This window comes from Streptomyces sp. AM 2-1-1 (assembly GCF_029167645.1).
Classification (GTDB): Bacteria; Actinomycetota; Actinomycetes; order Streptomycetales; family Streptomycetaceae; genus Streptomyces.
Genome location: NZ_CP119147.1, coordinates 2462612 through 2488607 on the forward strand (window position 1 = coordinate 2462612; position 25996 = coordinate 2488607).

Sequence of the window (25996 nt, forward strand, 5' to 3'; positions counted from 1 at the left end):
GCCGCTTCCGGTCACCTCCGGCCGCCGCCGGCCACCGAGCGAAAGGCGAACGCACGTGGCAGCCCCCTCGCATCCCCCGTCGCACCCCCTCCCGGGCCGACGGACCGACACGCTCCGCGAGTTCCACTGGACCCGGGACCGCCACGGCCGGATCACGGCGCTGTGCGAGGAAGCCGTCGCCGGGCAGCCGGCCGTCCGCTCGCTGGCCCACTACAGCAGCGGCATCCTCGACTTCGCGGTGTGCGCGGCCGGCCGGTCCCCGTTGAGCGGCCTGATCGCCGAACCCGACGAGGAGTTGCAGGACGAGGCACTGCCGGGCAGCCGGCTGCTGCTGTGCACCCAGGACCTCGGTGCGGCGCTCCGCCCGCTGGGGACCGGCGAGTTGATGCGTACGGTCGTCGCCAACGCGCGCGGCGGCCTGTGGGGCGGCCGGATCAAGCCGGGGGAGTTCCTGGCGGCCCTCACCGACGACCCGCACGGGGTGCGCCCGATGGACGCGGCCATGAACCGGCTGACCACCCGCATCCGGGTCGATGTCCACTCGCTGCCCGACGAGTTGCCGGGCGGCGCTCCGGAGGCCGGGCCCGTGCTCCGGGCGGGCGGTTCCCCGGAGTCCTCGCTGCGGGTCGACTTCGGCACGGGGGCCGGCCCGGACACGGGGACCGAGGCACGCCTGCGCGACCTGTGGCACCGGCACGTGGACGACGTCGACCTCCAGTACGCGGCGTACTACCGCGACTGGACCCTGGTGTGCGCCGGCGACACCTTCGACTCGCCCGCCCTCGGGCCGCGCTTCATCGACGTCAGCGTACGCACCCGGCGCACCGCCTACCGGGACCTCTCCCGGGTCCTGCGCGGCCATCTGGCCCGGCTCACCGACGCCCTGCACCTGGTCGCCCCGGCGACCGACGGCCACCCGCCGCTGGACCGGCTCGTCCTCGACGTGCAGGAGGGGGCGGTGTACGTCCTCTGGGTCTCACCCCGCGAGTTCGTCATCGGCGTCACGCTGGACCAGCTCCGGGTCGCCCCGGCCGAGCACCGGCTGCGGCGGCTCGTCCGCGAGGTGCGCGGACTGTCCGGAGGGCGCGGGATGGACGGGACGGACGGGGTGGGCGAGCCGCGCGACCTCACGGCGCGGCCGGCACGCTGAGCGCCCCCCACACCTCCTCCGCGAGCAGCTCGACGGTGCGGGCGGCGGTCAGCGGGTGCGGGGGCCCGGCGTTGTCCAGCCGGTGCACCGGCAGCACCTCGACCGCGTACGCGTACTCCCGGCAGATCCGGCGCAGTTCGCCCAGCTGCGCCTCGGTCGGGGCGGCCGGGGACCGGGCGTGGTACCAGTCCGCCACGGCCCGCCGGAAGTCCACCGTGAGGGACCTCACCAGGGTCACGCAGCCCAGCAGGCCGAGCTCGGCGGGGGTGGTGGCGCCGCGCCGGCCCACCGCCCGGCCGGCCATCCGCCGGCCGGCGGCGTCGAGGACCGCGAGCACGTCCAGGAAGCTGCTCCTCACGGCCCCCGGAAGCGCCTGGGTACCGGCCTCGTCCTCGGCGGGGCCGCCCGGCCCCGGGAAGTCCGCCGAGGTGCCCGGCGCGGACCGCTGCGCCGTCGCCCCGGTCCGCGCCTCGGTCGCCAGCTCGGCCATCGCGCGGCTCAACCCGTCCAGCCGGTCGCTCTGCTGGGCGAGGTCACGGCGCATCCGCTCGCCCAGCCGGTCGAGGTCCTCCTCGCGCCGGCCGTCCACGATCCGGCGTTCGAGCTGCCGCAGCGCCTCGTGCACGCGCCGGGGGAAGTCGCCCTGCCGGTACACCAGCGGCCGCGACCCGATCACCCGGGCGAGCCGGTCCTGCATGGCGTTGGCCGCCCGCCCGTTGACGACGACCAGCGGCTCGAACCGGGCCGGGCTCACCGCGCCGCGCAGCCCCTGCACGTGGGCGGCGACACGTTCGACGTCGTCGGCGACGAGGACGGAACGGGTCAGGATCACCGCGAGGTGGGCGTTGGTGGCCGGGGCGATCCAGTGCAGCACCTCCTCCGGGACGCCCGCGGGCGACGAGAGCCGGGACGCGACCGGATCGCGGGAGGCGATGCGCCACTGGCCGAGCCCCAGTGCCTCGTGCACCTCCGCCTCCACCTGCCGCCGGGAGACCTTCTCGTGCAGCTCGCGCACGGCGCGGAGCGCGTTCTGGGCCGGCACCTCCCGGACCGCGCCGTCCTCGTCCTCGCTGATCTGCCAGGCCTGCCGGCAGGTCTTGAGCACCTCGCGCGGCACCCCGTCCGTCAGCTCGTGCAGCAGCCGGAGCGCGTCCGGGCCGAACGGGCCTGAGGCCCGCAGCCCGCGCAGCGGCGGCTCGGCGCTCTCCGCCGTACCGACGTAGGTGTCGACCAGGCGGACGGTGAGCTCCTCGCTGAGCCCCGCCGGCCACAGCTGCACCAGCCGCTCGTGCACGCTCGGGCGCAGCGCCTGGAGGCCGCGCGGGGAGACGCAGAAGACCAGCAGGCCGCCCCGGCTGGCGAAGATGTTGACCAGGCGTTCGAAGGCGTCCACGAAGACCCGCCCGGTGTCGGCGGGCCAGTCGAGCACCTTCTCCAGCGAGTCCAGCAGCAGGACGTACGGCTTGCCGACCCTGCCGTGCAGGAACCCCTGGACCGCCAGCGCGTCGAAGACCAGGTCGATGCCGGCCGCCGCACCGGCCGGGCCGACGGCCCCGGGCTGCGGGCCGATGGACTCCGTGATGCCGCGCTCGCGCAGGGGCTCGGCGGGCTCCATGCCGTTGAGCCACTTCCAGACCATGCGGGTGTGCCGGGGGTCCAGCAGCAGGGCCAGCGCGGTGGCGAACCTGCGGTGCTCGGTGACCTCTCCGAGCGTGCCGCGCAGGTCCGCGTGGATCACCTCGGGGTCGTACCGCAGCGCCGAGACCACCTTGGCCGGGTCGAGCGTGTGGTCGCGCAGCCCCGCCGCGATGTCGTCCAGGTCGCCGAGGCGCGGGTCGGGGCCCTGCTCGCCGACCCGCCGGGCCGTGACGTAGGCGTAGTAGTCCCGGACCAGGTCCTCGAAGGCGCGGCGGCCCGCGTCGGTGTCCCCGGGGCCGCGCAGCCGGTCCCGGTACATCCGTCCCATGTCCTGCATCGGCTCGTCCACGATCCAGGTGGCGGGGCGTTCCGGCCGGGCGCCGAGGAGGGCGTAGACCTCGCGCAGGGCGTGGCTCTTGCCCAGGCCGAAGTGGCCGACCAGGGCGATCGCCCGCCCGCGCCGGCCGCCCGGGGGCCGCTCGGTGAGGTAGTCCTCGACCAGCTGGGTGAGTTCGTCGATGGTCGGTGTGCGGACGGTGGCGCTCCCCGAGTCCGACGCTTCGACGGGGACGTCCCCGAGGTCCGCCGAGGGACCGAGGCGGACGACCGGGATCACCGGGAAGGGGTTGCCGCGCCGGCTCTCTCCACTGTCTGGGGCCACGATGGCACTCCTCGTGCTTCCGATCGGGGTCTGTCCGGCTGGTGCGGCGGGCCGGGGCGCGGATGCGCGTGCGGCGGTGCGGGCAGGGGTGCGGGGCGTGGATCCGGTGTCAGGGGGCGCGGCCCAGGTCGCTGCGGGTCCGCCGGCTGTGGGCGCGCACCTGCTCGGCCAGGTCCTCGCCGGTGATCCGTACCGGCCGGCCTGCCCGGGTGTGGGCCTCCGCCGCCGCGTGGAAGATCTGCCGCAGCTCCCGTACGTCGCCCGGCTGCCAGCGGGCCGCCCGGGCCCGGAGGACCGCTTCCCGGAGGGTCAGGTCGTCCGCCGGGTCGTCGGGGTCGGGGTGGTCCGAGCGGGCGCTCCGCCCGAACGTCACGGCGTCGTCGGGCTGGAGCGGGCCGAGCGCGAGGTGGGTGAAGGCCCGGTCGGCCGCCAGCTCCCGGACCACCTCTCCGGCGGTCTCGCTCGCGCCGTGGCTGACCTCGACGAAGAGCAGGATGCGGCTCTGCGCGTGGCTGAGACAGGTCATGAGGAACTTGCTCCGCACGCCCGGGTCCTTCCACTCGATGTGCGGGACCACCGCGAGCAGCAGGGCGTTCTCCTCGGCCAGCAGGGCGCTGATCGCGGCGAACGCCTTCGAGGTGCTCGCGCCGTGCAGCACCGGGTCGACGCCGTCGGCCGTCGGCAGGCCGGTGCGGAGCGCGGCCACGATCTTGTCGCGGATGGTCTCGTTGATCGCCGCCGTCGACGCGAAGTCGCCGTTGTCGTCGACGCAGATCCCGCGGCCGTCGTTCACGTAGCCGGCGGTCATCGCCACCACGTGCCGCAGCGCCCGGGCCGGCGGCTCCGCGCGGGCCGCCGCGTTCTCGATGACCTGCTGGGCCCGGTGGATGCAGCGGTGGATCAGCGTGGTCTTGCCCATCCCGACCGGGCCGGTCACCACGACCAGGTGCCCCCGGTCCACCTGGGGGCTGACCATGTGAGCGAGCCGTCGCAGGCACTCCTCGAAGAGGTCCAGCTGGTCCCGCGCGTGGTCGACGTCCACCCACTGGCCGACGTGGCTCGCGTCGTCCCACGGAACCAGCGGATGGTCGTCCAGGGGAGGGCTGACGAAGCCCGGCATGGTCCGGTCGCTTCCCGGGACCCGCACCCCGTAGGGGTTCTCCCGCTCGGATGCCGTCATGCGCCCCCTCCCGGCGTACGGCGGGCGAACCGCTCGCGCACGGTACGCCAACGCCAGTGCACGGCACGCCGGTCCAGCCCGGCGAGCGCGCCCAGCTCCCTGTCCAGGCGGAGCCGCACGCCGTGCGCCTCCCGGAGGCGCGCCTGCCTGCCGAGAAACCCGCCGCCGTCCTCGGCGGCGAGCGGCCGGGCCAGCGGCAGCCCTTCGGTCAGCCGCCGCGCCTCCGCCCGCCGCGCGGCGGGGCCGGATATCCGGGCGAGGGGCGCGGTGAGGGTCTCGCGCGCGGCCAGCACCGCGGCGTGGTCTCCGTACCCCTCGGATTCGTACGCGGCCAGATAAGTCCCCACAGCCGTACGGTACGTCAGCTCGCCCAGCGCCAACTGCTGCCTGTTCGCCCGTCTTTCGGCGTTCACCCGCTCCGAGGCCTGGCCGGCGAGGGTGAGCAGGGCGCCGGCCACCAGCAGGGGCAGCGAGGTGAGGAGCTCCGCCGGCCAGCCCTTCTCCTTCTTCTCCCCGGCGCCTCCCGGCGTCCCGGCGGCCGCCGCCATCAGCGCGGAACAGGCTCTCGCGAAGTCGTCGCTCCGCGGCCCGCCGGCCCACTCCTCCACCGTGACCGGCCGGTCCGCACCCGCCGGCAGCACCCGGCCGGGCCCGGGGGAACGGCGGTCGAGCACACCCAACCGCGTCCCCGCGGCGACGAGTTCGGCCCGGTGCGCCGGGTCCAGACAGTAGACCAGCAGGACGTCGCGCCCGGGGTCCGTGGACACGGCCCGCAGGACGGAGGCCGCGAAGGCGGAGGATGCGGAGTATTCCGGGGTAGCGGCCGGTGCGGCGTCCGCCGCCGGGGCGAGGAGGAGCGGCAGGGCCACCGCGACCACCGTCAGCAGTCCGGCTGCGCGGGGTGGTCCCGCCCGCCGCCGCTCGCGCGTCTGCCCCATGTGCGTCCTTCCGTCCGCCGGTCCTCGCGTGCCGGCCGTCGCCGCCCCGGCGGCCGCCGGTCCCGTTCACGCGGCGGCCCGTCCGCTGGATTCCTGTCCCGGAGCCTCGCCGAGCGGGTCCGGGGCCGCTGCGCGGGGGTCGGTGTCCGACGGTCCGTCGCAGGAGGAGTGACGTTCTTGGTCCGCCCGGGGTTCCCCGCGCGTCCCCGGCGGCCCCGCACCGCGCGCGAGCAGCGACTGACCGGTCGCGTGGAGCAGGTTGACGGTCACGACGGCGGGTCCGACGATGGCGACCGTGCCGGGGAAGTCGTGTTCCAGGGCGAGGGCGATCAGCACGGCGGTGATGCCGTTCTGCTGACCGAGCCCCAGCACGATCCGGTCCCGCCGCTCCAACCCGCGTACGAAGAGCGGCATGACGCACAGGGCGACCAGCGCCTGGGCGCCGAAGGCCGTGGCGCCGAGCAGCAGCCCGGGCCACAGCGCGACCCCTTGGGCGAGGAAGAGCCCGAGTACCAGGGAGGCGGCGAGGAAGGCGGTGGCGACCGCACGGCCCAGCGTCTTCGCGAAGACCCGTCGGCGCACCACCAGCCCGGCCACCGCCACCGCGAGCATCAGCGTGCCCACCGCCGCGAGCACCAGCATCAGCACGACCAGGAGCCCCGCCGCCACCTCCCCCGCGCGCCGGAACGGCGGTACGGACACGAGCGCGGGCGCCGCCCGGCGCCAGGCCCACCACAGCAGCACCACGCCGGCCAGCAGTGCCGCGTTCATCGCGAGTCCGGTCAGCCACCCCCCGGCGCCGCCCCCGGCGATCGCCGGCGCGCCCCGGTGCCCCGCGGCCGCATAGGCGTACCCCGCCGCGTACAGCGTCAGGAGGACGGTCATCGGGTCGTCGAAGGCCGCCCACGCCATCAGCAGCGAGCGGGCCCGCTCGGACATCCTCCCGCGCCGGTCGAGCGCGGCGACGGAGAGCGGGTCGATCTGCGCCACCGCGATGCCCAGCACCAGATGGGCGGGCCGCCCGAACGCCAGCACCATCACCCCGGCGATGAGCGCCGCCTTCAGCACCACGCCGAGGGTCACCGCCGCGACCACTCCGCCCAGGTCGGCCCGTAACGCCGCGAGGTCGATCCCGTAGGTGCTTCCGTACAGCCCCACGGCCAGCAGGAGACTCGTCCCGAAGGTGTACCCCCAGGTACCGGCCAACGCCGACGGGTCGACGGCGAGACCGCACAGCACCCCGGCCACCAGCGCGCCCACGGCGCCGAGCACGATGCCGGGAACGGCCGGCGGCACTTTCCGCCGCACCGCGCCCCACCACTTCCGCACCGCGCACCCCCTTCCCCGCGCGACCGCCCCCTCGCGACGCCCGGTGGCAGCCGCATCGTAGGGGCACCAACGCCACGGCGACAGGTGCATCTCGCCCTGGCGCAGGCACGCCGACCCGAATCAGCCACGCCGCCGAACCCGGCCGGGCCGGCGCACCGGCCGCCCCCCGGACCCTGCCCGGGCCCCGTCGGGAACCGGCCGCTCCGCCCGGCGCCACCCCGCGTCCGGTCCGCCCCGGCGCCACCCGCGTCGGGTCCGGCCCGCTCCGGCCGCCCTCCTCGGCGTCCGTCCGGCTCCGCCGCCGGGCCGGTGTGGTCCTTCCTGGACGATGCCCGCCCGGAGCGGCCGCCGAACCCGGGGGCGCCGGGGAGTCGGGGGCGCCCGGGGGCGGGGGCACGAGGGGGTCGGGGGCGCCCGCGGAACCGCGCTCCGCCCCGGCCGACGCGTGCGCCGGGTCGAAGCCGCGGGCGGGTGCTGGGAGGATGGCTGGCATGGACATCCGGCGCAGGAACAACATCACCGTCACCGGCAACCCGCGGGGTCCGGTGGTGGTGCTGGCGCACGGATTCGGGTGCGACCAGAACCTGTGGCGCCTGACCGTGCCGGCGCTGACCGAGGACTACCGCGTGGTGCTCTTCGACTACGTCGGGTCCGGCGGCTCCGACCTGTCCGCCTGGACCGAGGAGCGCTACTCCTCGCTCGAGGGGTACGCGCAGGACGTGGTGGAGGTCTGCGAGGAGCTGGATCTCGAAGGGGCGGTGTTCGTGGGCCACTCGGTCAGCGCCATGGTCGGGGTGATGGCCGCGAAGAAGGCGCCCGAGCGGATCGGGGCGCTGGTGATGGTCGCCCCGAACCCCCGGTACGTCGACGAGGGCGGCTACCGGGGTGGCTTCAGCGCCGAGGACATCGACGAGCTGCTGGCGTCGCTGGAACTGAACTATCTGGGCTGGTCCTCCGCGATGGCCCCGATGATCATGGGAAATCCGGAGCGGCCCGAGCTGGGCGAGGAACTGACCAGCAGTTTCTGCGCCACCGACCCCACCATGGCCCGTGCTTTCGCCCGCACCACGTTCCTCTCCGACAGCCGCCGGGACCTGGCGGGCGTCACCGTGCCGACGCTGGTGCTGGACTGCACCGAGGACATGATCGCGCCCCCGGAGGTCGGTGCGTACGTCCACCGCGCCATCCCCGGCTCCACCCTCGTCACCCTCGACGCGACCGGCCACTGCCCCCAGTTGTCGGCTCCCGACGCCACGAACGCCGCCCTCACCGCGTTCCTGGCCGGTTTGGAATGACCGGCCGACCGGGGCGGGAACCCGGCCCACCCGGCGCGTGCGCCGCGGCCGCCTCGGACCCGGCACTCGCGGCGCTGCTGGAGTCGGGCGCCGAGGAGTTGTACGAGAGCGCCCCCTGCGGCTACCTGTCGACGCTGATGGACGGCACCGTCGCGAAGATCAACGACACCCTGCTCGGCTGGCTGGGGCTCGACCGGGACGCGGTGGTCGGCCGGATGCGCTTCGTCGACCTGCTGACCGTCGGCGGCAGGCTCTACCACGAGACCCACTTCGCGCCCCTGCTGCGGATGCGCGGCCGGATCAGCGGGATCGCCCTCGACATCAAGCAGACGGAACGCGTCGGCGGGGGCCGGATGCCGGTGATGGTCTCCGGCGTGATCATGCACGGCAGCACCGGAGACCCGCTGCTGATCCGCATCACCGTCTTCGACGCCCGCGACCGCCGTGCCTACGAGGAGGAACTCCTGCGGGCCCGCCACGCGGCCGAGGAGGCGACCCGGCGGGCTCAGGCCGACCGCGCGAGGTTGCAGGACGCCCTCGCCGTACTCCAGCAGGCGCTGCTGCCCGACACGCTCCCGGCGGTCCCGGGCATGGAGGCGGCGGCGCACTACCACACCGCCTCCCCGGACCGCCTCGGCGGCGACTTCTACGACGTCTTCCCGGTCGACGGCACCCGTTTCGCCTTCTTCCTCGGCGACGTCTGCGGCAAGGGCCCCCAGGCCGCCGCCGTCACCGCGCTGACCCGCCACACACTGCGCGCCGCGGCCCTGCACGACCCCGACCCCGTCTCGGCCCTCGCCACCCTGAACACGGTGCTGTACGAGCGCTACTCGGGCGGCCCGGACCCCCGCTACTGCACCGCCGTCTTCGGCGTACTCGAAACCGACCCGGCCACCGGCCAGGTCGACGTCCACCTCGCGTCCGGCGGCCACCCGCCGGCTCTCGTGCTGCGCGCCGACGGCCGCGCCGACTACCTGCCCACCCCCGGCGGCCTCCTGGTCGGCATCCTCGCCGACGCGGACTTCGTCACCGCCGACACCCGCCTGGGCCCCGGCGACACCCTCCTGCTCTACACCGACGGCCTCACGGAAGCCCGTACGGGCAAGGACTGCGCGGGCCTGTACGGGGACGAGGCGCTGCGCGACTTCGCCCGGGCCCGGGCGGGCACCCCCGCCCCCGCCCTCGTCCGCGCCCTGACCGTCCTGCTGGACAGCTTCGGCCAGGGCCTCAACGACGACACCGCCCTGTTGGCGCTGGGCGTACCCGCCGAGAACGGCAGCGGCCCGGGCGCGGCGGCAGCGACCTGAAGCGCGACCGGTGCCGCCCGGGCAGAAATCCGATGCGCCGGACGGCTTTCGCCCTCGGGCCCTCGACACCGAGGCACCCACCCGCCTGGACGGCGCCCGGCCGACGGGACGACGAGGGGCCGGACTCACCGAGCCCGGCCCCTCGAAAACCGGCTTGCGGGTGCTCCCGCCGAGCGCCGAAGCTCGCCACGGAGCCGGGCGGCGTCGTCCGAGTGGCCGTCCGCAGAGCCCGCCCGACACCGCCGGAGCGGGCGCGCCTGATGCCCTCGGCTTTCGGCCCGCTCTGCGACCGGGGCCCGTCGTGCCCAGGGTCCGCCACGACGGCACTGTCGTCAGCTGTCGTCCCGCACGTCGTCCGGGCTGAGCCCCGCTTCTTCCAGCGCCTCGCCCATCGTGCGCCCGGTGGCGCCCTTGTCCTGCTCGGTGGCCGCCCCTTCTTCGCCGGGCGACGCGACGACGGCGTCGGTCGACGTCGTCTTGGGGCGGTTCTCCTCGGGAGTGGTCATGGCCTCCTCCTCTCGTGTCGGGCTGAGGGCGGGCTCAGGCGGGGTGGTCGGGCTGCTGCTCCGGAGGTGTGCCGCCACCCTTTCCTCCGCCCTTGCCTCCGCGGTCGGTGCCGTGGGTGTGCCCGCCGGTCCCGCCCGGCTGTGCCGCCTTGCGGGCCTGACTGTCCTGCGGTGTGCTCGCGCCCTTGTCACTGCGCCGCAACTCGGGTTGTTGGGGGTTGGACATGTTCGCGACTCCTTCTGCGACTCTGCCGGCCGAGGCCCGCGCCCGGGGACGGCGCATCACGCCGCTCCGGGGCGGACCGTGCGGGGCCGGTGCACTCCGACGCCGGCCGTCCTTGCGTCGGGCCCGCGTCGTCCGTCCTTCTACTTGTCGAAGACGGCCTTCTGTACCTCGTTCGGTCCGTCGAACCGGTCCGCCGGGGCGTCACCGAGTTTGGTGACGAGTGTCTCCTCCGCGCCGTTGTCCCGGGCCCGCGAGACCAAGTCGTCCCGGCTCGCGGGGTACTCGGCTCCCTTGAGCGCCTTCTGCAGGTCGATCGGGCTGATGTCCGCCACAGTGCTCTCCTTGCTGGTCCGTGTGGTGTGGTGTGGTGATCCGTCCGGGCGGCCGGGAAACGGACACCTCTCGGGCGTCGGCTCTCTCCCCGGCCCGCGAGCGGGACCGGAAGGCCGGCCCGCGGTTCCGCAGGCGCCCTCGTGCTCACGCCCTCGGGCCCGGCGTTTCGGTACGGACGCCGGTCCGCCGCCGTCAGCGAGGGGCACGGTACGTCCGTTGTACGGGCCGCGGCGCTCGTACCCCCGCCCGCTGCGTACGTGCGGATATCGGAGCGCCCTCTCCAGTCTGCGCATCGCTCCGCCCCGCCGCCACCGGGTCCGGCCCGGAGTCCCGCGCGGAGCCACGCCCCTGCGGACGACGGTGCGTCAGGGCGTCAGGTCGCCCTGGTCGGGGTCGCCCCACTCGGCCAGCAGTACCGTGGCGTCGTCGTCGAGCCGTCCCCCGTGATGGGTCAGGATCGCGTGCGTGAGGCGGCGCAAGGTCTCATGGAGCGTGAGTCGGCCGGCGTGATGACGCATGACGAAGTCGACGAAGCGTTCGAGTCCGAATTGTTCGCCCTTCCCGTTGCGGGCCTCGACCACCCCGTCGGTGTAGAACAGCACCCGGTCACCGGGCTGGAGCTGCTCCTGGCAAACGGTCACCGGCAGTCGCAGTCCGACGCCCATGGGGCCGGCCGGCGGGCACCGGAGCTCGCTCGACCACCGTCCGTCGCGGATGAGCACCGGCAGGTGGTGGCCGCGGTTGATCCACCGCAGCCGGCCGGTTCCCATGTCGAGGTGGGCGAGGATGCCGGTCACGTAGCGGCTGACGCCGAACTGTTCGATGAGAACGTCTTCCACCGCCTGACCGGTCTCCACCAGGTCGGCACCCTGGCGGCGGGCGTTGCGGCAGGCGGCCACCGCGATGTTGGCGGTCAGACCGGCGGTGGCGTCGTGCCCCATGGCGTCGAACACGGACAGGTGCAGGGTGTCGCCGGAGACGGCGTAGTCGTAAGCGTCCCCGCCGACCTCGTACGCCGGTTCCGACACGGCTCCCACGGTGCAGTTGCGGCCGGCGAACGCGGAGGGCGGGGTGAGGTGCCACTGCATCTCCGCGGCCACGTTCATCGGTGCGGTACGGATCAAGCGGGCGTAGGAGTCGCTGTGGGACCGTTTGCTGAGCAACAGCAGGGCCACCAGCGAGGCGAGATTCCGCAGCGCGTCGTGAACCGCCTCGTCGTCGTCCGCCGTGTCCACACGCAGCACGCCGAGCCGCTCCACACCGTCCACGATCGGTACCCACCACCGGAGGAGACCCCAATCGGCCGTCCGTCGTGGCTCCAGGACGAGGTCCACCCGCTGGAAGGCCAGACCCGCGACGGTTCCGTCGGCCGCCAGCCGCAACCCGCCTTCACCGGCATCGGGCCCTCGGCCGGTCACCTGGCGCAGGACCTTGCCCTGCAGGTCCACCAGGAAGAACGTCGCCCCGTGCAGGCCCACCGCGTCGGCGTGCGAAGCCACCATCTCCGGCAAGTCCCCCAGGACCGCGATGTGACTGGCCGCCAGGAGATCGGTGAGTGCGCCCGCCACCTTCGCGGTGTCCGTCATGAGGGCGTACCTCCTTCTGATCGGGTAGCTTCGCCGTCCGTCGCCCCGGGGGCCACCGGCGCCGCAGCCGTCGCCTCGCCCGAGGCGACGGCTTCCGCCTACCCCCGTTTGAGGCCGTAGCCGCGTCCACCGGGATGCTGGGGTGCCCGCGGTCCCCCTTCACCCGCCCGGACGGGAAGCCTCGTGCCGGTGCCCTCCCGCTCGTGGGGGCGGCTTTCCCCACCTGGCCGACCGGTGGGTGAACCACGCGGTGGGGTGGGCGTCGGACAGCAGGAGTGCCTGGGCGTCGTCCACCGTGACCGGCAGGGGGACGCGACCGGCATGGGGAGGGGCACCCGGACGCACTCGGCCCGCAGTACGTCCAGTCCCCCGGCGGCTTCCGGACCACCGAAGAACACGGTGCCCGCCCCGGCAGCCCCGTGAGGTGGCGTCGTCGCACTGCGCGTAGGGGCGTGCGAGGCAGTAGCCGCAGGTTCCGCCCCCACCGTGGACCGCATCACTACTCGCCGTCGGGGTCGCCGAGTAAGTCGGCTCCGGATCACGTCGTGCGGGTCCCTGATCTTCGGTCGCGGGACATCACCCAGGGGTCCGTCCCCCCACGCGTGCCACACCACGGCCTTCACGGTCTTCTCCCTCCTCTCCGCTCCGTCCACCGGAAGCGGGAGAACCGGACAGCGGGCGGGGTGACGCCGACCGGGTCGGCAGGTGACCGGGCGGCCAGCATGGCCGCCCACTCGGCACGGGTGGGACTCGGCACCGTTGCCTCGGGGGCCACGGGGAGGGAACGAAAGGCACCCCGACGGCGGCGACCGGCCGGGACAGCGAGCGGGCAACTCGATTCCAGCCTGCGCGCTGATCGACAGGCGTACAAGCCGACCCGTCCACGCCGCCGGGCAGTGGCCACGACTGTCACGGACGTCGGCCCCGGACGGCAGGGTCGTGCGGGCCGGATCACCGGACGGGGCTCTTGCCCTCGTCCGCTTCGGAGGGGCAACGGCTCGTCCGGTCGCTTCCACGACGGCCCCACCCGGGCGTGCCCGAACCTGCCCGGGCGAGCAGGGAGGGAGAGGAGCAGCGGGCACGGAGCCGCCGGCCCGTCGGTGGATGCGACGGGGCGAACGCCACACCGGCGTGCCGCCTTCGTGCGACTCCTGCCCGGATGAATCCGAAGGCCTCTCGCCGCGTCGCGTCAGCGTCCCGACGGACCTGACCGCCGCACGGACCTGACAAGCTGCACGGACCTGACAAGCTGCACGGGCCTGACGAGCTGCACGGGCCTGACCGGCTGCCCCGGGTGGCCCGCGTCCTCTTCCGTACGCCGGCTCGGAGGACGCCGTCCCTGAGCGCCGAATCCCGCCGGGGCTCCCACCGGCACTCTCGTCCAGCGTCCGGGCGGTCTTTCGATCCTGGGCGTCGCGCGCCCTCGGTTCCGACTGCCTCGCGTACCAGAAGCACGTGCGCGGGCCCCGTCGGCCGTGATCGGTCAGGGAGCCTGCATCCCCGGGTTCTCGTCCACCCGGCACCTGACCGTGTACCGGCCCCGGGAAGAGCGGCCCGCCGACGGGCAAATAGAATCTGTCCCATGTCGAAGCCTGACGCCCTGCTTGTCGATGTTGTCGCCCTGGTGGAGTCCGGGCACAGCAACCAGTTGCCTCTGACCGTGGTCGCCGGTGGTGCGGTCATCACGGGCCGGCTGGCTCCCGAAGCCGTCTGGAGGCAACGGGTGTCGGAGGTCCTGGCGGACTCGGCCCACTTGACCGACTTCGCCGCCATGTTCACCACTGCGGCGCACGAGGACGGACCGCCCACGCATCTCCACTTCCACGTGGCACGGATCCTCCAGGGCACGGTGGGCATCCCGGAGACCGGCGGAATGTACCGGGTCGCGATCGAAGACGTCAGCTCATGGACGATGGGCGACTTCAGCTACTCCGACCACTGACCCACCCACTACCGGCCCCCTGGCCACGAGCTTCACATCACGGAGGGTCCGACCGGCTGCGCCGGTCGGACCCTCCGTGATGCCGGTGACCGACGGCTCGCGCTCGGCCGTCGGTCAGGCGGCCTCGGTGGCGCCGAGCATCGCGGACGCGTGCTCCACCGGGTCGAGAACGCGGGTGGGCGCGGGGGCCTGGGGAAGGCCGCGGCAGGTGAAGCCGAGCTGGGTCATGGCCCGGACGACTTCGCCGGCGCTGAAATCGCGGCGGTCCTGGCGCGTGACGACCTGGCCGACCTGCTTGACGGGGTAGGTGCGTCGGCCGATGATCACGGACTCGCCCGTCACCGGCTCGGGCGCGATGCCCTTCATCGACTCCAGGACTCCGCTCTTGGTGAGGTCGAACGGGAAGCGGGCGATGACGAAGCGCATGGTGCCTCACAGGGAGAGGAACGGAAAAAGGAAGTAGTGCTGCGGCGGTGGAACGGCTCCGGAAAGACCCGGGCGAGGACACCCGGGGCACTGCCGTGTACGTCGACCACCGGCAAGACGTCGAGGTGGCCGTGGCGCCTCATGTGCCCGACCTCGGCCATGGTGGTCACCGGCGAGGCGAACTGCCCTCGTCCATCGAGGATATCGCGCAACCGGAGACTGTCCGAGTACGCGGAGCCGTCTCGCTCCGCCGCGGGCCGAGCCCGGGCGGCAGGTACGCCAGGAAGGCCGCTGTCGTCGCGAACGGGCAGATGCTCACTGCGGGCGCTCAACACCGGAATCCGACCGCGACCGCTCGGCCGACAGCACCCTCCGGGCGGTCCTGGGCGGCCGGACCACCCCATGAGCCGTGCCGCACACCGACTGCGTCGGAGCCCGCTGCGGGACCGTCGGTCACGTTGCGGTGGACGATGGGCCTCCTGGCACCAGCGGCATCCTTCGATACCCCTTTTCCGCATTTTCCGCACACCGCATCCGGCACGGAATTTCGGTAAGGGAATAGCAGTGCCGGGTACCAAGATCGAATGGCGCACACGGCCCGACCGGAATCTTGAGGCGAATGCGGCGCGAAATGTTCGACCGCGACATGTTCGACCGCGACACGTTCGACCGCGACACGGAGACGACGGAACGAATGATCTCGCACGACGTGACATACCGGACGTCGGTCCGTAGCACAAATTTCGAAAAAGGTTCCGACGCGAAGAAGTGCCGGGCCGCGTGCTGTGTGCTGGGTGCTGTGTGCGGTCGATAGCACTGCGGGAAGACGATTGCGGCCGGGGCCGCGCCCGTGGGGTGACGAGCCCCGACCACGACGTGGCACCAAAATGATCAGGCGGGGGCGATGTTCTCGGCCAAGGGGCCCTTGTGGCTCGGCACGATGTCGAAGATGACCTTCTGACCTTCGAGCAGCTCACGGAAGCCCTGGGCGGCGATGTTCGAGAAGTGGGCGAACACGTCCTCGCCGCCACCGTCCTGCTCGATGAACCCGAAACCCTTGGCCGCGTTGAACCACTTCACGGTGCCTGATGCCATGTCATGTCTCCTTTGGGGCAGTACGCCGAGATCCGTGATGTCACGTATCCGGGTCGCCACGATGGGTCGCCCTGACCGGGAAATAACCGGAAATCCACAGCTCTTCCCGTGTCCGATGATTCCGGCGCAGGCGCGTGAAGCGTCGGGAACCACGAATGCAACTGATACCGACAGTAGCATGCGGCAACAGTGCGGGTACGCCAGATGATTTCGCTCTGCTGCCCGTGGTAAACACACTCCGCGCAAGGCACACCAAACCCTGACCTCACGGCCACAGATATTGCCCCACCAGGAACATACGGTTCCTGGCGTAAAGCCTTCGCCGTACCTGCGCCGCAGGGAGAAGACATTCTCGACGATGCTGCTTTCCCCGCGCGGTGCCGCCGACCGGGTCAGCCGCACAGGATGGCGCGAGAACCGTCCCCGCGAGGACCGCCACGCGCGAACGCCCGCTGCCCCGGTCGCCTCGGCAGGGCGCCGGCCCTCCCTTACCCGGCTCGTACGCACACAGGCCGGTGGCACCGGGAGAGCCCGGCGCCCTCCCGGCGCAAGCCTCAGTTCTCGGGGGTACCGGACGAGCCGGCGGCGCGGTGGTGTTCGGCGTTGATGCGCCGGGCCTCTTCGAGCTGGTCCTCGAGGATGACGATGCGGCAGGCGGCTTCGACGGGTGTTCCCTGATCGACGAGTTCGCGGGCGCGAGCGGCGATGCGCAGCTGGTAACGCGAGTAGCGGCGGTGGCCGCCCGCGGAGCGCAGCGGGGTGATCAGGCGGGCCTCGCCGATGGCGCGCAGGAAGCCCTGGGTGGTACCGAGCATCTCGGCGGCCCGGCCCATGGTGTAGGCGGGGTAGTCGTCGTCGTCGAGACGTCCGAAGGATTCGCCTGCTGTCACTTGCACCTCTCTGGAGAACGCGTGGAGGGGCCCTGGTGCTTTCACACCAGGGCCCCGAAGGAACTGCTACACCATCTGCCGACCTCGTTACCGCGTCGGCCTTCTGTGTCCGCAAGCCCGACCGGAGTACTGCCGGGGGTGCGGGGATCGCGATTGCTTGACCGGAGACCACCTCACTATCGATGTCCTGCGGTACCCGGGTTCCAGATTTCCACCCGGGCGATCCTGATGGCGCTCAACTCCTCCGTTCTTTCCCTCTGGTTGAACCACTGATCAATGAACTGCCGATCGAGCGGGAACTGCGTTGTTGCTGGTACTGCGAATGGCTGGTGTTGCCGATCCTGCGAACTGCTGGTGGCCTTCGTCAGCGCCACTCTTCGGCAGCCAGCCCCGTCGCCCGTCCTGCACATGCTCCGGCTTGGAACCCCACTGCCGAACTTCCCGGTACGCGCGCCCGCAGCCGACGCCTTTACCGGGGGACCTCTGAACCTGCACTGCTGGTACTGCGCACTGCACTTCTGTACTGCTGACGGCGGCCCCTGATCACTGCGAGCCACCCGGTCCGGTCGCCAGCTCCGTCGCCCTCATGCAACTGCTCCGGCTTCGGAACTCCACCACCGCACCGTCCTGCGAACCGCTCTCGCGGGTACTGCGGCCCAGCAGTTCATCTCTGCGGGGCTTGCTCGATCTCGACTACAAGAGAAACCCTAGCGACAGCACCACCCAATGTCTACTCCGGCCGCTATAGATTTTCGCGCGCCGAACCCGCAGAGAGTCGACACCGGCAGGTGGGGAGGGGCAGGCCGACGCTCCGCCTCCTGACCGATCCGACGGAACGGGAGACCGGCCCGTTCGCCTACTCCACCCCGGCACGCATGTCCCAGCCCGACCGGCGCCGCTCGGAGTGGACGGCCAACGAGTCATCCCGGCGTCGACGACGGCGAGCCGGTCGCATGGATCCACCTGGCCGAGGTGGTGGAGCGCGCCGAGCGAGATGACGCGCCCACCGTGATCACCCGACGGGGCAAGCAGGTCGCGGCCGTCGTCTCCGTCGAGGTGCTGCGCGAGTACCAGAATGGGAAGAGCGCGAGATCAACCGGATCGTCGACGACCGCATGGCCAAGGCGGCACCCGGCATACCGATCGAGGACATCATCACGAGGGAGACGCCGGCACGCGGTGAGTGAGTACCGAACCGTCTTCTGGTCAGAGGCACAGGCCGAGCTCCGGAAGATCCCTTGCGACATGACCCTGCGCACCCTGGCCAAACCGACCGAGCTGGAGAGCGACCCCCTCGGCCGTGCCACCACGGCGCTCGCGTCAGAGCCAGAACGCCGTCGACCGCGGGTCGGCGACTACCGGATCGTCGGCACGATCGACCAGGGAGAGCCAGTGGTGTGGATCGTCCACGTCGGGCATCACTCCACCGTTGACGACACCTGATCCCGACCGATCCAGCGTCTGAACATCCGGCGCAGGTCCAGCAGGGCCAGACCTTCGGCCGTCACAGCGCCTCCCTCATCAGGGCCGAGCAGAGGTGACTGATCGCCAGAAGGACCAGCACCGAACCAGCACGGTACGGGCGAAGAGGCCGGGCCCTTAAGAGCCCGGCCCTTTCTGCTCCGCTTGTTCGCCACGTCAGCGACGTGCTGTTGTTCCATCCGCTCACACGTTGCAGCGGAACGTCTGCGGACTGATCCTGACCTGCGGCGGAGCCCCATCCAGGGCTCTGAACTGGGGTTTCTTCGTTGACATGCGTTGGCTCCCGACGGCCGTTTACGGGTGTCCTGCGGACTGGCCGGGCACCCCGGGCAGAGAAATGCATGGCACACCGGCGGGACCTCCAAGGAGACTGCGCAGGTGAGCGATTCCTACCCCTGCCCATGCTGCGGGCACCGCGTGCTTGGCGAGATGCCCGGCTCGTACGAGATCTGCCCCGTCTGCTTCTGGGAGGACGACGGGGTCCAGTTCCGCTGGCCGACCATGGGCGGCGGCGCGAACAAGGTCTCCTTGATCGCGGCCCAGCGGAACTACCAGGACTTGGGCGCCTGCGACGAGCACGGCCGCCGGTTCGTCCGCCCACCGGCCGAGGACGAGCTGCTCGACCCCGCCTGGCGCCCCATCGATCTGACCCGGGACTCCTTCGAGGACTGGGCAGCCGAGGACTGCGCCCCGTGGCCCGAGGACCTCTCGGTGCTCTGCTGGTGGCTCCCCACATTCTGGCGCCGGGACCATTCCGCGTCATGACCTCCCACATCGAGACACTCGTCCAGCAGCTCCACGGCGAGGCCGCCGCGTCCTACGACGCCCGCGCGGAGCTGATCTGGATCGGCGCCGACGCCATACCCGCCGTCATCGACGGCCTGCCTTCCCTCGGCGGCTTCGGTCAGCTGACCGCCATCGAGGTCTTCGAGCTGGACAGCGACAACCCGACCGTCCGCGATGGACGGCCATGGCCCTGGCGAGCCTGGAGATCGACGGCGCCATCAAGCCCCTGCGCCACGCCTATCGCGCCTGCCTGGAACGGGCGACCCCTCCGGACTGGACCGAGTCTGTCGGCATCCGCTGGGCCCTGACCGAACTCGGCGCACGCACCCCGTCATCCCGCCGCGCGCCCACGAGCCACCGCTGCGGACAACGCCCCCGGCTGGCCTTCAGCCCACTTCACCGAGCTCCTCAACGACCTGGCCGACCACGCCCAGGTGATCCTCTACTCACAGTTCTGGCGAGCGGACGCCGGCCGCCCGTACGGCGTCCCCGGCCCCGGCCCCGGCCCCGGCCCGGGAACTCGACTGGACCGCGCCCTGGGAGCACCTGACCGAGGAAGCCCGCGCCTGGTCCCTCCTGGAAACCACCGAAGCCCCCGTCGGCGACAACATCTTCGTCGCACCCACCTGGATCGACCGCAACGACCTGTTCCCCGGAGAGGTGACCAACGCCGTCCCAGCGACCCGAGGCGACCAACCGCGCACGCGCCGGTCTGCGCAGGCACCACCATTTCCCCGCGACGCAGTACGACCATTGGTAGCATCGACACCATGAGCGGTAGCAAGAAATACTCCATCAGCCTGCCCGAGAATCTCGCCGAGGCTGCACGCGCCCACGTCGGACCCGGCGGTTTCTCTGCCTACGTCGCCGAAGCTCTCGAGCAGCGGATCGCCATGGACAAGCTCCGGGAGATCGTCGCCGACTTCGAGACCGACAACGAAGCCCTCACCCGCGAGGAGGTCGAGGCCGCCCGCGCGATGCTGCGCCACGACCACCGGCGGCTCGGCGGGGCCGCCGCCTGATGCCCGGCACCCTCCTGCTCGACAGCGAAGGCCTCTCGAAGCTCTACCGCAAGGACCGCACTGTTGCGGCTCTGGTCCAAGCAGCGTCGGAGGAGGGCGTCCGTGTCGCCACCAGCGCCATGACCACTCTCGAGGCCGACTACGAGCGCATCCACCCTGCACGCATCAGGTGGGTCCTTTCCCGCGTCGACGTCCATGACATCACCAAGGAGATCACCGACCAAGCCGCCGCCCTCCTGCGCACCCACCGTCTCCACGGCCACAAGTACGCCATCGACGCCGCCTTCGCCGCCATCGCCCGCACCTCGCCCCGGCCGGTCACCGTCCTGACCTCCGACCCCGAGGACCTGACGCTCCTGTGCGGGCCTGCCGTAGAGGTCGTCAAGGTCTGAACACCGGCGCCACGTCCTGCACCGCACGGACCCGCCCCCAACGACTCACAGGCATGGACCCCACACAACAGAGGCCGACCCGGACCGCCAACAGGCGCACCGGGCGAGTCTCTTGACGAATCGTCAGACGTTGAAGCGGAACTCCACCACGTCCCCGTCCTGCATGACGTACTCCTTGCCCTCCATGCGGGCCTTGCCCTTGGCGCGGGCTTCGGCGACGGAGCCAGTCTCGACGAGGTCGGCGAAGGAGATGATCTCGGCCTTGATGAAGCCCTTCTGGAAGTCGGTGTGGATCACACCGGCCGCCTCGGGGGCCGTGGCGCCCTTCTTGATGGTCCAGGCGCGGGTCTCCTTGGGGCCTGCCGTGAGGTAGGTCTGGAGGCCGAGGGTGTCGAAGCCGACGCGGCCGAGGGTGGCGAGGCCGGGCTCTTCCTGACCCATGGACTGCAGGAGCTCCAGGGCTTCGTCGTCGTCCAGCTCGATCAGCTCGGACTCGATCTTGGCGTTGAGGAAGATGGCCTCGGCCGGGGCCACCAGGGCGCGCTGCTCGTCCTTGAACTCCTCGTCGACCAGCTCGTCCTCGTCGACGTTGAAGACGTAGAGGAACGGCTTGGTGGTGAGGAGGTGCAGCTCGTGGAGGAGGCGGCCCTTCTCCGTGGCGGCGGTGATACCGGCAGCGAAGAGCGTCTCGCCGGACTCCAGGATCTTCTGGGCCTCCTCGACGGCGGCCAGGACCGCGACCTTCTCCTTCTGGAGGCGGGACTCCTTGGTGAGGCGCGGGACGGCCTTCTCGACGGACTGGAGGTCGGCGAGGATCAGCTCGGTGTTGATCGTCTCGATGTCGTCCTTGGGCGAGACCTTGCCGTCGACGTGGACGACGTTCTCGTCCTTGAAGGCGCGGATGACCTGGCAGATCGCGTCGGACTCACGGATGTTCGCGAGGAACTTGTTGCCCAGGCCCTCGCCCTCGCTCGCGCCGCGCACGATGCCGGCGATGTCCACGAAGTCGACCGTGGCGGGGAGGATCTTCTGCGAGTGGAAGATCCCCGCGAGCACGTTCAGCCGGGGGTCGGGCACGCCGACGACGCCGACGTTCGGCTCGATGGTGGCGAACGGGTAGTTGGCCGCCAGTACGTCGTTCTTGGTCAGGGCGTTGAACAGGGTCGACTTGCCGACATTCGGCAGACCGACGATTCCGATCGTGAGCGACACGTTGGCGACTTCCTGGAGTGCGGACGGGGCGGGAGGGGCGGAGCGTGCCGGGCCGGGCCCGGCAGTGGACCGATTCTCCAGTTTACGGGCGGGCCCGGCCGTGCCGTCACGGGTCCGGCGGAGCGTACGGAGCACGGGCGGGGGAACCGGGCGAGCCTGCCCGACCCACGCAGACGGAGGGCCCGACCCACGCAGACGCCGGGCAGGCGCCGCGAGCGCACCACGGAGGCACCGAACAGGGTCACCATTCGGCCGTGCGACGTCGAACGCAGCGCCAAGCTCCCCCAAAGCGCGTGTCCAACCCCTGATTCACCCTGTTCCGCGACCTACGTTGTCCGGGTGGAGCAGCCCAGGACTCGACCCCCGCAGCGCAGGCAGTCTCAGGAGGCCTCGCCGGCCCCCCTGACCCCGCAGGACGCGGGTGCCCCCCTCGCGGAGAGTTCGGCCGTCTACCGGGTGGTCGGTACACCCGCCGCGCGGCGGAGCGTGCCTCCCGTGGTGCTCGCGCTGCGCCGCTTCCCCGATCCCCGGCTGACCGGTATCGGCGCGGGGCTCTTCGCCGCCGCGGTGATGTTCCTGCTGGCCTGCGTGGACCGGTTGTTCTTCGACGCCTCGGCCCTCGTCTACGGGGTGCTCTTCGTGCCGGTCAGCGCGCTGACCGCGCTCTGGGTGCGCCCCGCCGACCTGGTGACCGCGCCCATCAGCGTGCCGATCGCCTTCGCCGTGGGCGTGGTGCCGGTCGCCGGGGGCGAGGGGGGCCTGGGTGGGCGGCTGATGGCGGTCGTCACCGCGCTCGCCGTACACGCCGGCTGGCTGTACGGGGGCACGCTCGTCGCGGGGGTCGTCGCGACCGTACGGAAGGTCCGGCAGATGCGGGAGCGGCAGCTCCTCCTCGCCGCGAAGGCGCTCCGTCCGGCCCCCGGTCCGCCCGGGGACCGCGATCCGGACGACGACGAGCCCCGCCCGGAGTACCGGCCGCGCCCGGAGGGGCAGTCCCGGCCGGGCAGGCGCGCACGGCCGGCGAAGGCACGTCCCGTCTCCGGGGCGCGCGGCGGACCCGTCGGCCGGGGCACCGCCCCCCGCACCCCCCAGGCGTGACACGGCGTTCGCCGGGCCGCGCTGGGAGAAGCGGACGCCGGGCCCGGCGAACGGGGAACGAATGCCGGGCCCGGCGGAAGAGAAGCAGAGGTCGGTAGAGGTGAGGGGGCGGTAAGGGGGCATCGGGCCCGGCAGACCGGGCACCCGTGCGGGCCGTTACTTCGTGGCCGCCCGGGCCGCCATCGCCGCGCCGACGATGCCGGCGTTGTTCTGCAGCTGGGCCGGGACCATCTCCGCGCGGACGTGCTTGATGAGCGGCAGGAACTTGTCCGCCTTGCGGCTCACCCCGCCGCCGATGATGAAGAGCTCGGGCGAGAACAGCATCTCCACGTGGGCGAGGTACTTCTGTACCCGGTGCGCCCAGTGCTCCCAGCTCAGGTCGTGGTCCTCCTTGGCCTTGGTCGACGCGTGCTTCTCCGCGTCGTGGCCGTTGAGCTCCAGGTGACCCAGTTCGGTGTTGGGGACGAGCTGCCCGTCGGTGAAGACGGCGGAGCCGATCCCGGTGCCGAAGGTGAGCAGGATGACCGTCCCCTTGCGGTCCTTGCCCGCGCCGAAGGTCATCTCGGCGACGCCCGCCGCGTCGGCGTCGTTGAGGATCGTCACGGGACAGCCGAGCCGCTCGGAGAGCAGTGTGCGGGCGTCCAGATCGACCCAGCCCTTGTCGACGTTGGCGGCGGTGCGCGTGACGCCGTCGGTGACCACTCCGGGGAAGGTGATGCCGACCGGTCCGGACCAGTCGAAGTGGCCGATGACCTCGGCCACGCAGTCGGCCACGTCCTTGGGTACCGCGGGCTGGGGTGTCAGCACCTTGTGGCGCTCACGCGCCAAGTCCCCGCGATCCAGGTCCACGGGAGCGCCCTTGATCCCTGAACCGCCGATGTCCACTCCGAAGATCTCCATGGGCACCACCGTAAGGGCACCGCGCGCCTCGCACGCCCCGACCGGACGGGACGTGCGAAAACGCTCGGGCGGGTGCGCCGGAGTGCTACTGCCGGGCCAGGGCGGCGGCCTCGGCGCGCAGGTCGCGGCGGAGCTCCTTGGGCAGTGAGAAGGTGATGGACTCCTCGGCCGTCCTGACCGTCTCCACGTCGGCGTAACCGCGCTCGGCGAGCCACTCCAGCACGCCGTCGACGAGGACGTCCGGGACGGAGGCACCGGAGGTCAGGCCGACCGTGCCGACACCTTCCAGCCAGCTCTCGTCGATCTCGGAGGCGAAGTCCACCAGGTGGGCGGCGGGGGCTCCGGCGTCGAGGGCGACCTCGACCATGCGGATCGAGTTGGAGGAGTTCTTGGAGCCGACGACGATGACCAGATCGGCGTCCTCGGCCAGCTTCTTCACGGCGACCTGGCGGTTCTGCGTGGCGTAGCAGATGTCGTCGCTCGGCGGGGAGAGCAGGTTGGGGAACTTGCTCTTCAGGGCGTCGACCGTCTCCATGGTCTCGTCGACCGAGAGGGTGGTCTGGGAGAGCCAGACGACCTTCGACTCGTCGCGGACGGAGACGTTGGCGACGTCCTCGGGGCCGTCGACCAGGGTGATGTGGTCGGGGGCCTCGCCGCTGGTGCCGATGACCTCCTCGTGGCCCTCGTGGCCGATCAGGAGGATGTCGTAGTCCTCCTTGGCGAAGCGGACGGCTTCCTTGTGGACCTTGGTGACGAGCGGGCAGGTGGCGTCGATCGTGGCGAGCCGGCGTTCGGCGGCCTCCGCGTGCACGGTCGGGGCGACGCCGTGCGCGGAGAACATCACGATGGAGCCCTCGGGGACCTCCGCGGTGGTCTCCACGAAGATCGCCCCCTTCCTCTCCAGGGTCTGCACGACGTACTTGTTGTGCACGATCTCGTGGCGTACGTACACCGGGGCGCCGTACTGCTCCAGGGCCTTCTCGACGGCGATCACGGCGCGGTCCACGCCCGCGCAGTAGCCACGGGGCGCGGCGAGCAGGACACGGCGGGCAGGGGTAGCGGTCATGCGTCCCATCGTAAGGCCGCGCCGAAGAGGCGCGGGAGCGGCCGGGTCGGGAGACTGGGCCGTGATCACCGGGGCCGTGGTCCCGGGGCAGCAGCGGACACCTTGGAGGGCCGATGCCGGGAAGCAGTACGGAACACGGGTTGCGCCGCACGCTCGGGTTCAGGGACCTGGTGGTCTACGGGCTGCTCTTCATCGCCCCGATGGCCCCGGTCGGGGTGTTCGGCACGCTGGACGCGAAGTCCGGCGGCGCGGTCGCACTCGTGTACGTCGTGGCGACGGTGGTGATGGCGTTCACGGCGTTCAGCTACGCGCAGATGGTGCGGGTGGCCCCGAAGGCCGGCTCGGTGTTCACGTACGCGCGCAAGGGGCTCGGTGAGGTGCCCGGGTTCATCGCGGGGTGGATGGCGATGCTCGACTACCTGCTGATCCCGGCCGTCGCGTACCTCTTCTCCGGCATCGCGATGAACGCGCTGGTCCCGGAGGTGTCGCGGTGGGTGTGGACGGCGATCGCGGTGGTGGTGACCACGGCGCTCAACCTGTGGGGGGTGCGGGCGGCGGCCCGGGTCGGCTTCGCGGTGCTGGCGCTGGAGATCGCGGTGCTGCTGGTGTTCGTGGTGTCGGCGGTGGTGGTGCTGGTCCGCGACGGCGCGCAGCGCGGCTGGCTGACACCGCTGACCGGGGACTCCGGCTTCTCGACGACCGCGGTGATCGGGGCGGTGTCGGTGGCGGTCCTCTCCTATCTGGGCTTCGACGCCATCGCCTCGTTCGCGGAGGAGGTGACGGGCGGGTCGGCGAAGGTCGCCCGGGCGGTGCTCTTCTGCCTGGTGATGGCGGGGGCGCTCTTCGTGGTGCAGTCCTACCTGGCGGCGCTGCTGGAGCCGGTCTCCTCGGCGGAGCTGGCGGCCGACCCGGCGGCGCAGGGGTCGGCGTTCTACGACGCGGTGGACGCGTCGGTCGGCACCTGGCTGCACGACCTGGTCGCGGCGAGCAAGGCGGTCGGGGCGGCGTTCGCGGCGCTGGCGGGCCAGGCGGCGGCGGGCCGGCTGGTCTTCGCGATGGCGCGGGAGCGGCGGCTGCCCTCTTTCCTGGCACGGATCGACGCGAAGTCGGGGGTGCCGAGGGCGGCCCTGCTGTGCGCGGCGGTCATCACGCTGGTGGCGGCGGTGTGGGCGGCGCGGCGCGACGACGGGCTCGACCATCTGGTGTCCGTGGTGAACATCGGCGCGCTGACCGCGTTCGTGCTGCTGCACGCGTCGGTGGTGGGCTGGTTCGTGGTCCGTCGGATGGAGGGCGCGCCGAGCTGGTGGCGCCATCTGGTGGTCCCGGTGCTGGGTACGGCGGCGCTGGTCGCGGTGATCGTGGAGGCGACGGCGAGCGCGCAGGTGGTGGGTGTCTGCTGGCTCGCCGTGGGACTCCTGGTGGTGGCGGTGCAGGGCGGCCGGCGTGGCGGGAGCGGTGGGGCCGACGACGACGGGGCCGGTACGGGGCCCGGGCCGGTCCGGTCCGGTGCGTGACGGGCCCGCTGTCCGCGGCGGC

At 72.2% G+C, this 25996-nt stretch carries 25 protein-coding genes and 1 pseudogene; 12 read left to right on the top strand and 14 right to left on the bottom strand.

The features are described 5' to 3' along the window. Positions 1-55: 55 nt before the first annotated feature. Positions 56-1150 (top strand): hypothetical protein, encoded by a 1095-nt coding sequence (locus PZB77_RS10325; RefSeq protein ID WP_275492277.1) that lies wholly within the window; start codon positions 56-58, stop codon positions 1148-1150. On the opposite strand, the gene PZB77_RS10330 is transcribed toward PZB77_RS10325, so the two are convergent. The 4 genes from PZB77_RS10330 to PZB77_RS10345 all read right to left on the bottom strand — a co-directional run bounded on the left by PZB77_RS10330 (position 1128) and on the right by PZB77_RS10345 (position 6896). Beyond that, a complete protein-coding gene (locus PZB77_RS10330) occupies positions 1128-3449 on the bottom strand; it encodes a hypothetical protein (protein ID WP_275492278.1) in 2322 nt (773 codons plus the stop codon). The genes PZB77_RS10325 and PZB77_RS10330 overlap by 23 nt on opposite strands. Positions 3450-3558: 109 nt before the next feature. Next, complete coding sequence (locus PZB77_RS10335; protein WP_275492279.1) at positions 3559-4629, bottom strand: hypothetical protein; 1071 nt, start codon at positions 4627-4629, stop codon at positions 3559-3561. After that, on the bottom strand, positions 4626-5567 hold the full coding sequence (locus PZB77_RS10340; RefSeq protein WP_275492280.1) for a hypothetical protein: 942 nt from the start codon (positions 5565-5567) through the stop codon (positions 4626-4628). The genes PZB77_RS10335 and PZB77_RS10340 overlap by 4 nt, the downstream gene beginning before the upstream one ends. A 66-nt stretch (positions 5568-5633) precedes the next feature. Further along, positions 5634-6896, bottom strand: a complete 1263-nt coding sequence (locus tag PZB77_RS10345) for a cation:proton antiporter (protein WP_275492281.1) — start codon at positions 6894-6896, stop codon at positions 5634-5636. 491 nt (positions 6897-7387) lie between these two features. Here PZB77_RS10345 and PZB77_RS10350 point away from each other — a divergent pair, with 491 nt between their 5' ends. Then, positions 7388-8191, top strand: a complete 804-nt coding sequence (locus PZB77_RS10350) for an alpha/beta hydrolase (protein WP_275492282.1) — start codon at positions 7388-7390, stop codon at positions 8189-8191. Then, a complete protein-coding gene (locus PZB77_RS10355) occupies positions 8188-9498 on the top strand; it encodes a SpoIIE family protein phosphatase (protein ID WP_275492283.1) in 1311 nt (436 codons plus the stop codon). The genes PZB77_RS10350 and PZB77_RS10355 overlap by 4 nt, the downstream gene beginning before the upstream one ends. 332 nt (positions 9499-9830) lie before the next feature. Here the strand turns inward: PZB77_RS10355 and PZB77_RS10360 are convergent, their stop codons facing one another. The 4 genes from PZB77_RS10360 to PZB77_RS10375 all read right to left on the bottom strand — a co-directional run bounded on the left by PZB77_RS10360 (position 9831) and on the right by PZB77_RS10375 (position 12149). Next, the gene (locus tag PZB77_RS10360; protein WP_275492284.1) at positions 9831-10004 is read right to left on the bottom strand and encodes a hypothetical protein; all 174 of its coding nucleotides are present in this window, start codon (positions 10002-10004) and stop codon (positions 9831-9833) included. Positions 10005-10038: 34 nt separating this feature from the next. Then, complete coding sequence (locus PZB77_RS10365; protein ID WP_275492285.1) at positions 10039-10230, bottom strand: hypothetical protein; 192 nt, start codon at positions 10228-10230, stop codon at positions 10039-10041. A gap of 140 nt (positions 10231-10370) precedes the next feature. Further along, positions 10371-10562 carry a DUF2795 domain-containing protein gene (locus PZB77_RS10370; protein WP_275492286.1) on the bottom strand — a complete coding sequence of 64 codons (192 nt, stop codon included), beginning with the start codon at positions 10560-10562 and terminating at the stop codon, positions 10371-10373. Between the two features lie 366 nt (positions 10563-10928). Further along, entirely contained in the window at positions 10929-12149 is a 1221-nt protein-coding gene (locus PZB77_RS10375) for a PP2C family protein-serine/threonine phosphatase (protein ID WP_275492287.1), read from the bottom strand. Positions 12150-13731: 1582 nt separating this feature from the next. On the opposite strand from PZB77_RS10375, the gene PZB77_RS10380 reads away from it, so the two are divergent. Beyond that, positions 13732-14091 (top strand): hypothetical protein, encoded by a 360-nt coding sequence (locus tag PZB77_RS10380; protein ID WP_275492288.1) that lies wholly within the window; start codon positions 13732-13734, stop codon positions 14089-14091. A 114-nt stretch (positions 14092-14205) separates the two neighbouring features. Here PZB77_RS10380 and PZB77_RS10385 read toward each other — a convergent pair whose 3' ends face one another. From PZB77_RS10385 to PZB77_RS10395, 3 genes are all read right to left on the bottom strand, one after another. Beyond that, positions 14206-14517, bottom strand: coding sequence for an SCO5918 family protein (locus tag PZB77_RS10385; protein WP_275492289.1), 312 nt, complete (start codon positions 14515-14517; stop codon positions 14206-14208). An 891-nt stretch (positions 14518-15408) separates the two neighbouring features. Further along, on the bottom strand, positions 15409-15612 hold the full coding sequence (locus PZB77_RS10390) for a cold-shock protein (protein WP_275492290.1): 204 nt from the start codon (positions 15610-15612) through the stop codon (positions 15409-15411). A 554-nt stretch (positions 15613-16166) separates the two neighbouring features. Further along, positions 16167-16502 carry a MerR family transcriptional regulator gene (locus PZB77_RS10395; protein ID WP_275492291.1) on the bottom strand — a complete coding sequence of 112 codons (336 nt, stop codon included), beginning with the start codon at positions 16500-16502 and terminating at the stop codon, positions 16167-16169. 957 nt (positions 16503-17459) lie between these two features. Between PZB77_RS10395 and PZB77_RS10400 the strand changes: the two are divergent. The 6 genes and pseudogenes from PZB77_RS10400 to PZB77_RS10425 all read left to right on the top strand — a co-directional run bounded on the left by PZB77_RS10400 (position 17460) and on the right by PZB77_RS10425 (position 20184). Beyond that, positions 17460-17689, top strand: a pseudogene (locus tag PZB77_RS10400) (type II toxin-antitoxin system prevent-host-death family antitoxin). After that, positions 17682-17945 (top strand): type II toxin-antitoxin system RelE/ParE family toxin, encoded by a 264-nt coding sequence (locus PZB77_RS10405; protein ID WP_275492292.1) that lies wholly within the window; start codon positions 17682-17684, stop codon positions 17943-17945. Before PZB77_RS10400 ends, PZB77_RS10405 begins: the two are co-directional and overlap by 8 nt. A gap of 417 nt (positions 17946-18362) precedes the next feature. Continuing rightward, positions 18363-18749, top strand: a complete 387-nt coding sequence (locus PZB77_RS10410; protein WP_275492293.1) for a CPCC family cysteine-rich protein — start codon at positions 18363-18365, stop codon at positions 18747-18749. After that, entirely contained in the window at positions 18746-19078 is a 333-nt protein-coding gene (locus PZB77_RS10415; RefSeq protein ID WP_275492294.1) for a hypothetical protein, read from the top strand. Before PZB77_RS10410 ends, PZB77_RS10415 begins: the two co-directional genes overlap by 4 nt. 462 nt (positions 19079-19540) lie before the next feature. After that, entirely contained in the window at positions 19541-19792 is a 252-nt protein-coding gene (locus PZB77_RS10420; RefSeq protein ID WP_275492295.1) for a hypothetical protein, read from the top strand. Then, complete coding sequence (locus PZB77_RS10425; protein ID WP_275492296.1) at positions 19792-20184, top strand: DNA-binding protein; 393 nt, start codon at positions 19792-19794, stop codon at positions 20182-20184. The genes PZB77_RS10420 and PZB77_RS10425 overlap by 1 nt, the downstream gene beginning before the upstream one ends. 123 nt (positions 20185-20307) lie before the next feature. Here the strand turns inward: PZB77_RS10425 and ychF are convergent, their stop codons facing one another. Further along, positions 20308-21396 (bottom strand): redox-regulated ATPase YchF, encoded by a 1089-nt coding sequence (gene ychF, locus PZB77_RS10430; protein WP_275492297.1) that lies wholly within the window; start codon positions 21394-21396, stop codon positions 20308-20310. A gap of 456 nt (positions 21397-21852) precedes the next feature. Here ychF and PZB77_RS10435 point away from each other — a divergent pair, with 456 nt between their 5' ends. Beyond that, positions 21853-22494: a DUF6542 domain-containing protein gene (locus tag PZB77_RS10435; protein ID WP_275495994.1), complete on the top strand. Its 642-nt coding sequence runs from the start codon at positions 21853-21855 to the stop codon at positions 22492-22494. 156 nt (positions 22495-22650) lie between these two features. Here PZB77_RS10435 and PZB77_RS10440 read toward each other — a convergent pair whose 3' ends face one another. Beyond that, complete coding sequence (locus PZB77_RS10440) at positions 22651-23394, bottom strand: ROK family protein (RefSeq protein WP_275492298.1); 744 nt, start codon at positions 23392-23394, stop codon at positions 22651-22653. An 85-nt stretch (positions 23395-23479) separates the two neighbouring features. After that, positions 23480-24469: a 4-hydroxy-3-methylbut-2-enyl diphosphate reductase gene (locus PZB77_RS10445; RefSeq protein ID WP_275492299.1), complete on the bottom strand. Its 990-nt coding sequence runs from the start codon at positions 24467-24469 to the stop codon at positions 23480-23482. Between the two features lie 104 nt (positions 24470-24573). On the opposite strand from PZB77_RS10445, the gene PZB77_RS10450 reads away from it, so the two are divergent. After that, on the top strand, positions 24574-25974 hold the full coding sequence (locus PZB77_RS10450; protein ID WP_275492300.1) for an APC family permease: 1401 nt from the start codon (positions 24574-24576) through the stop codon (positions 25972-25974). Positions 25975-25996 lie beyond the last annotated feature (22 nt).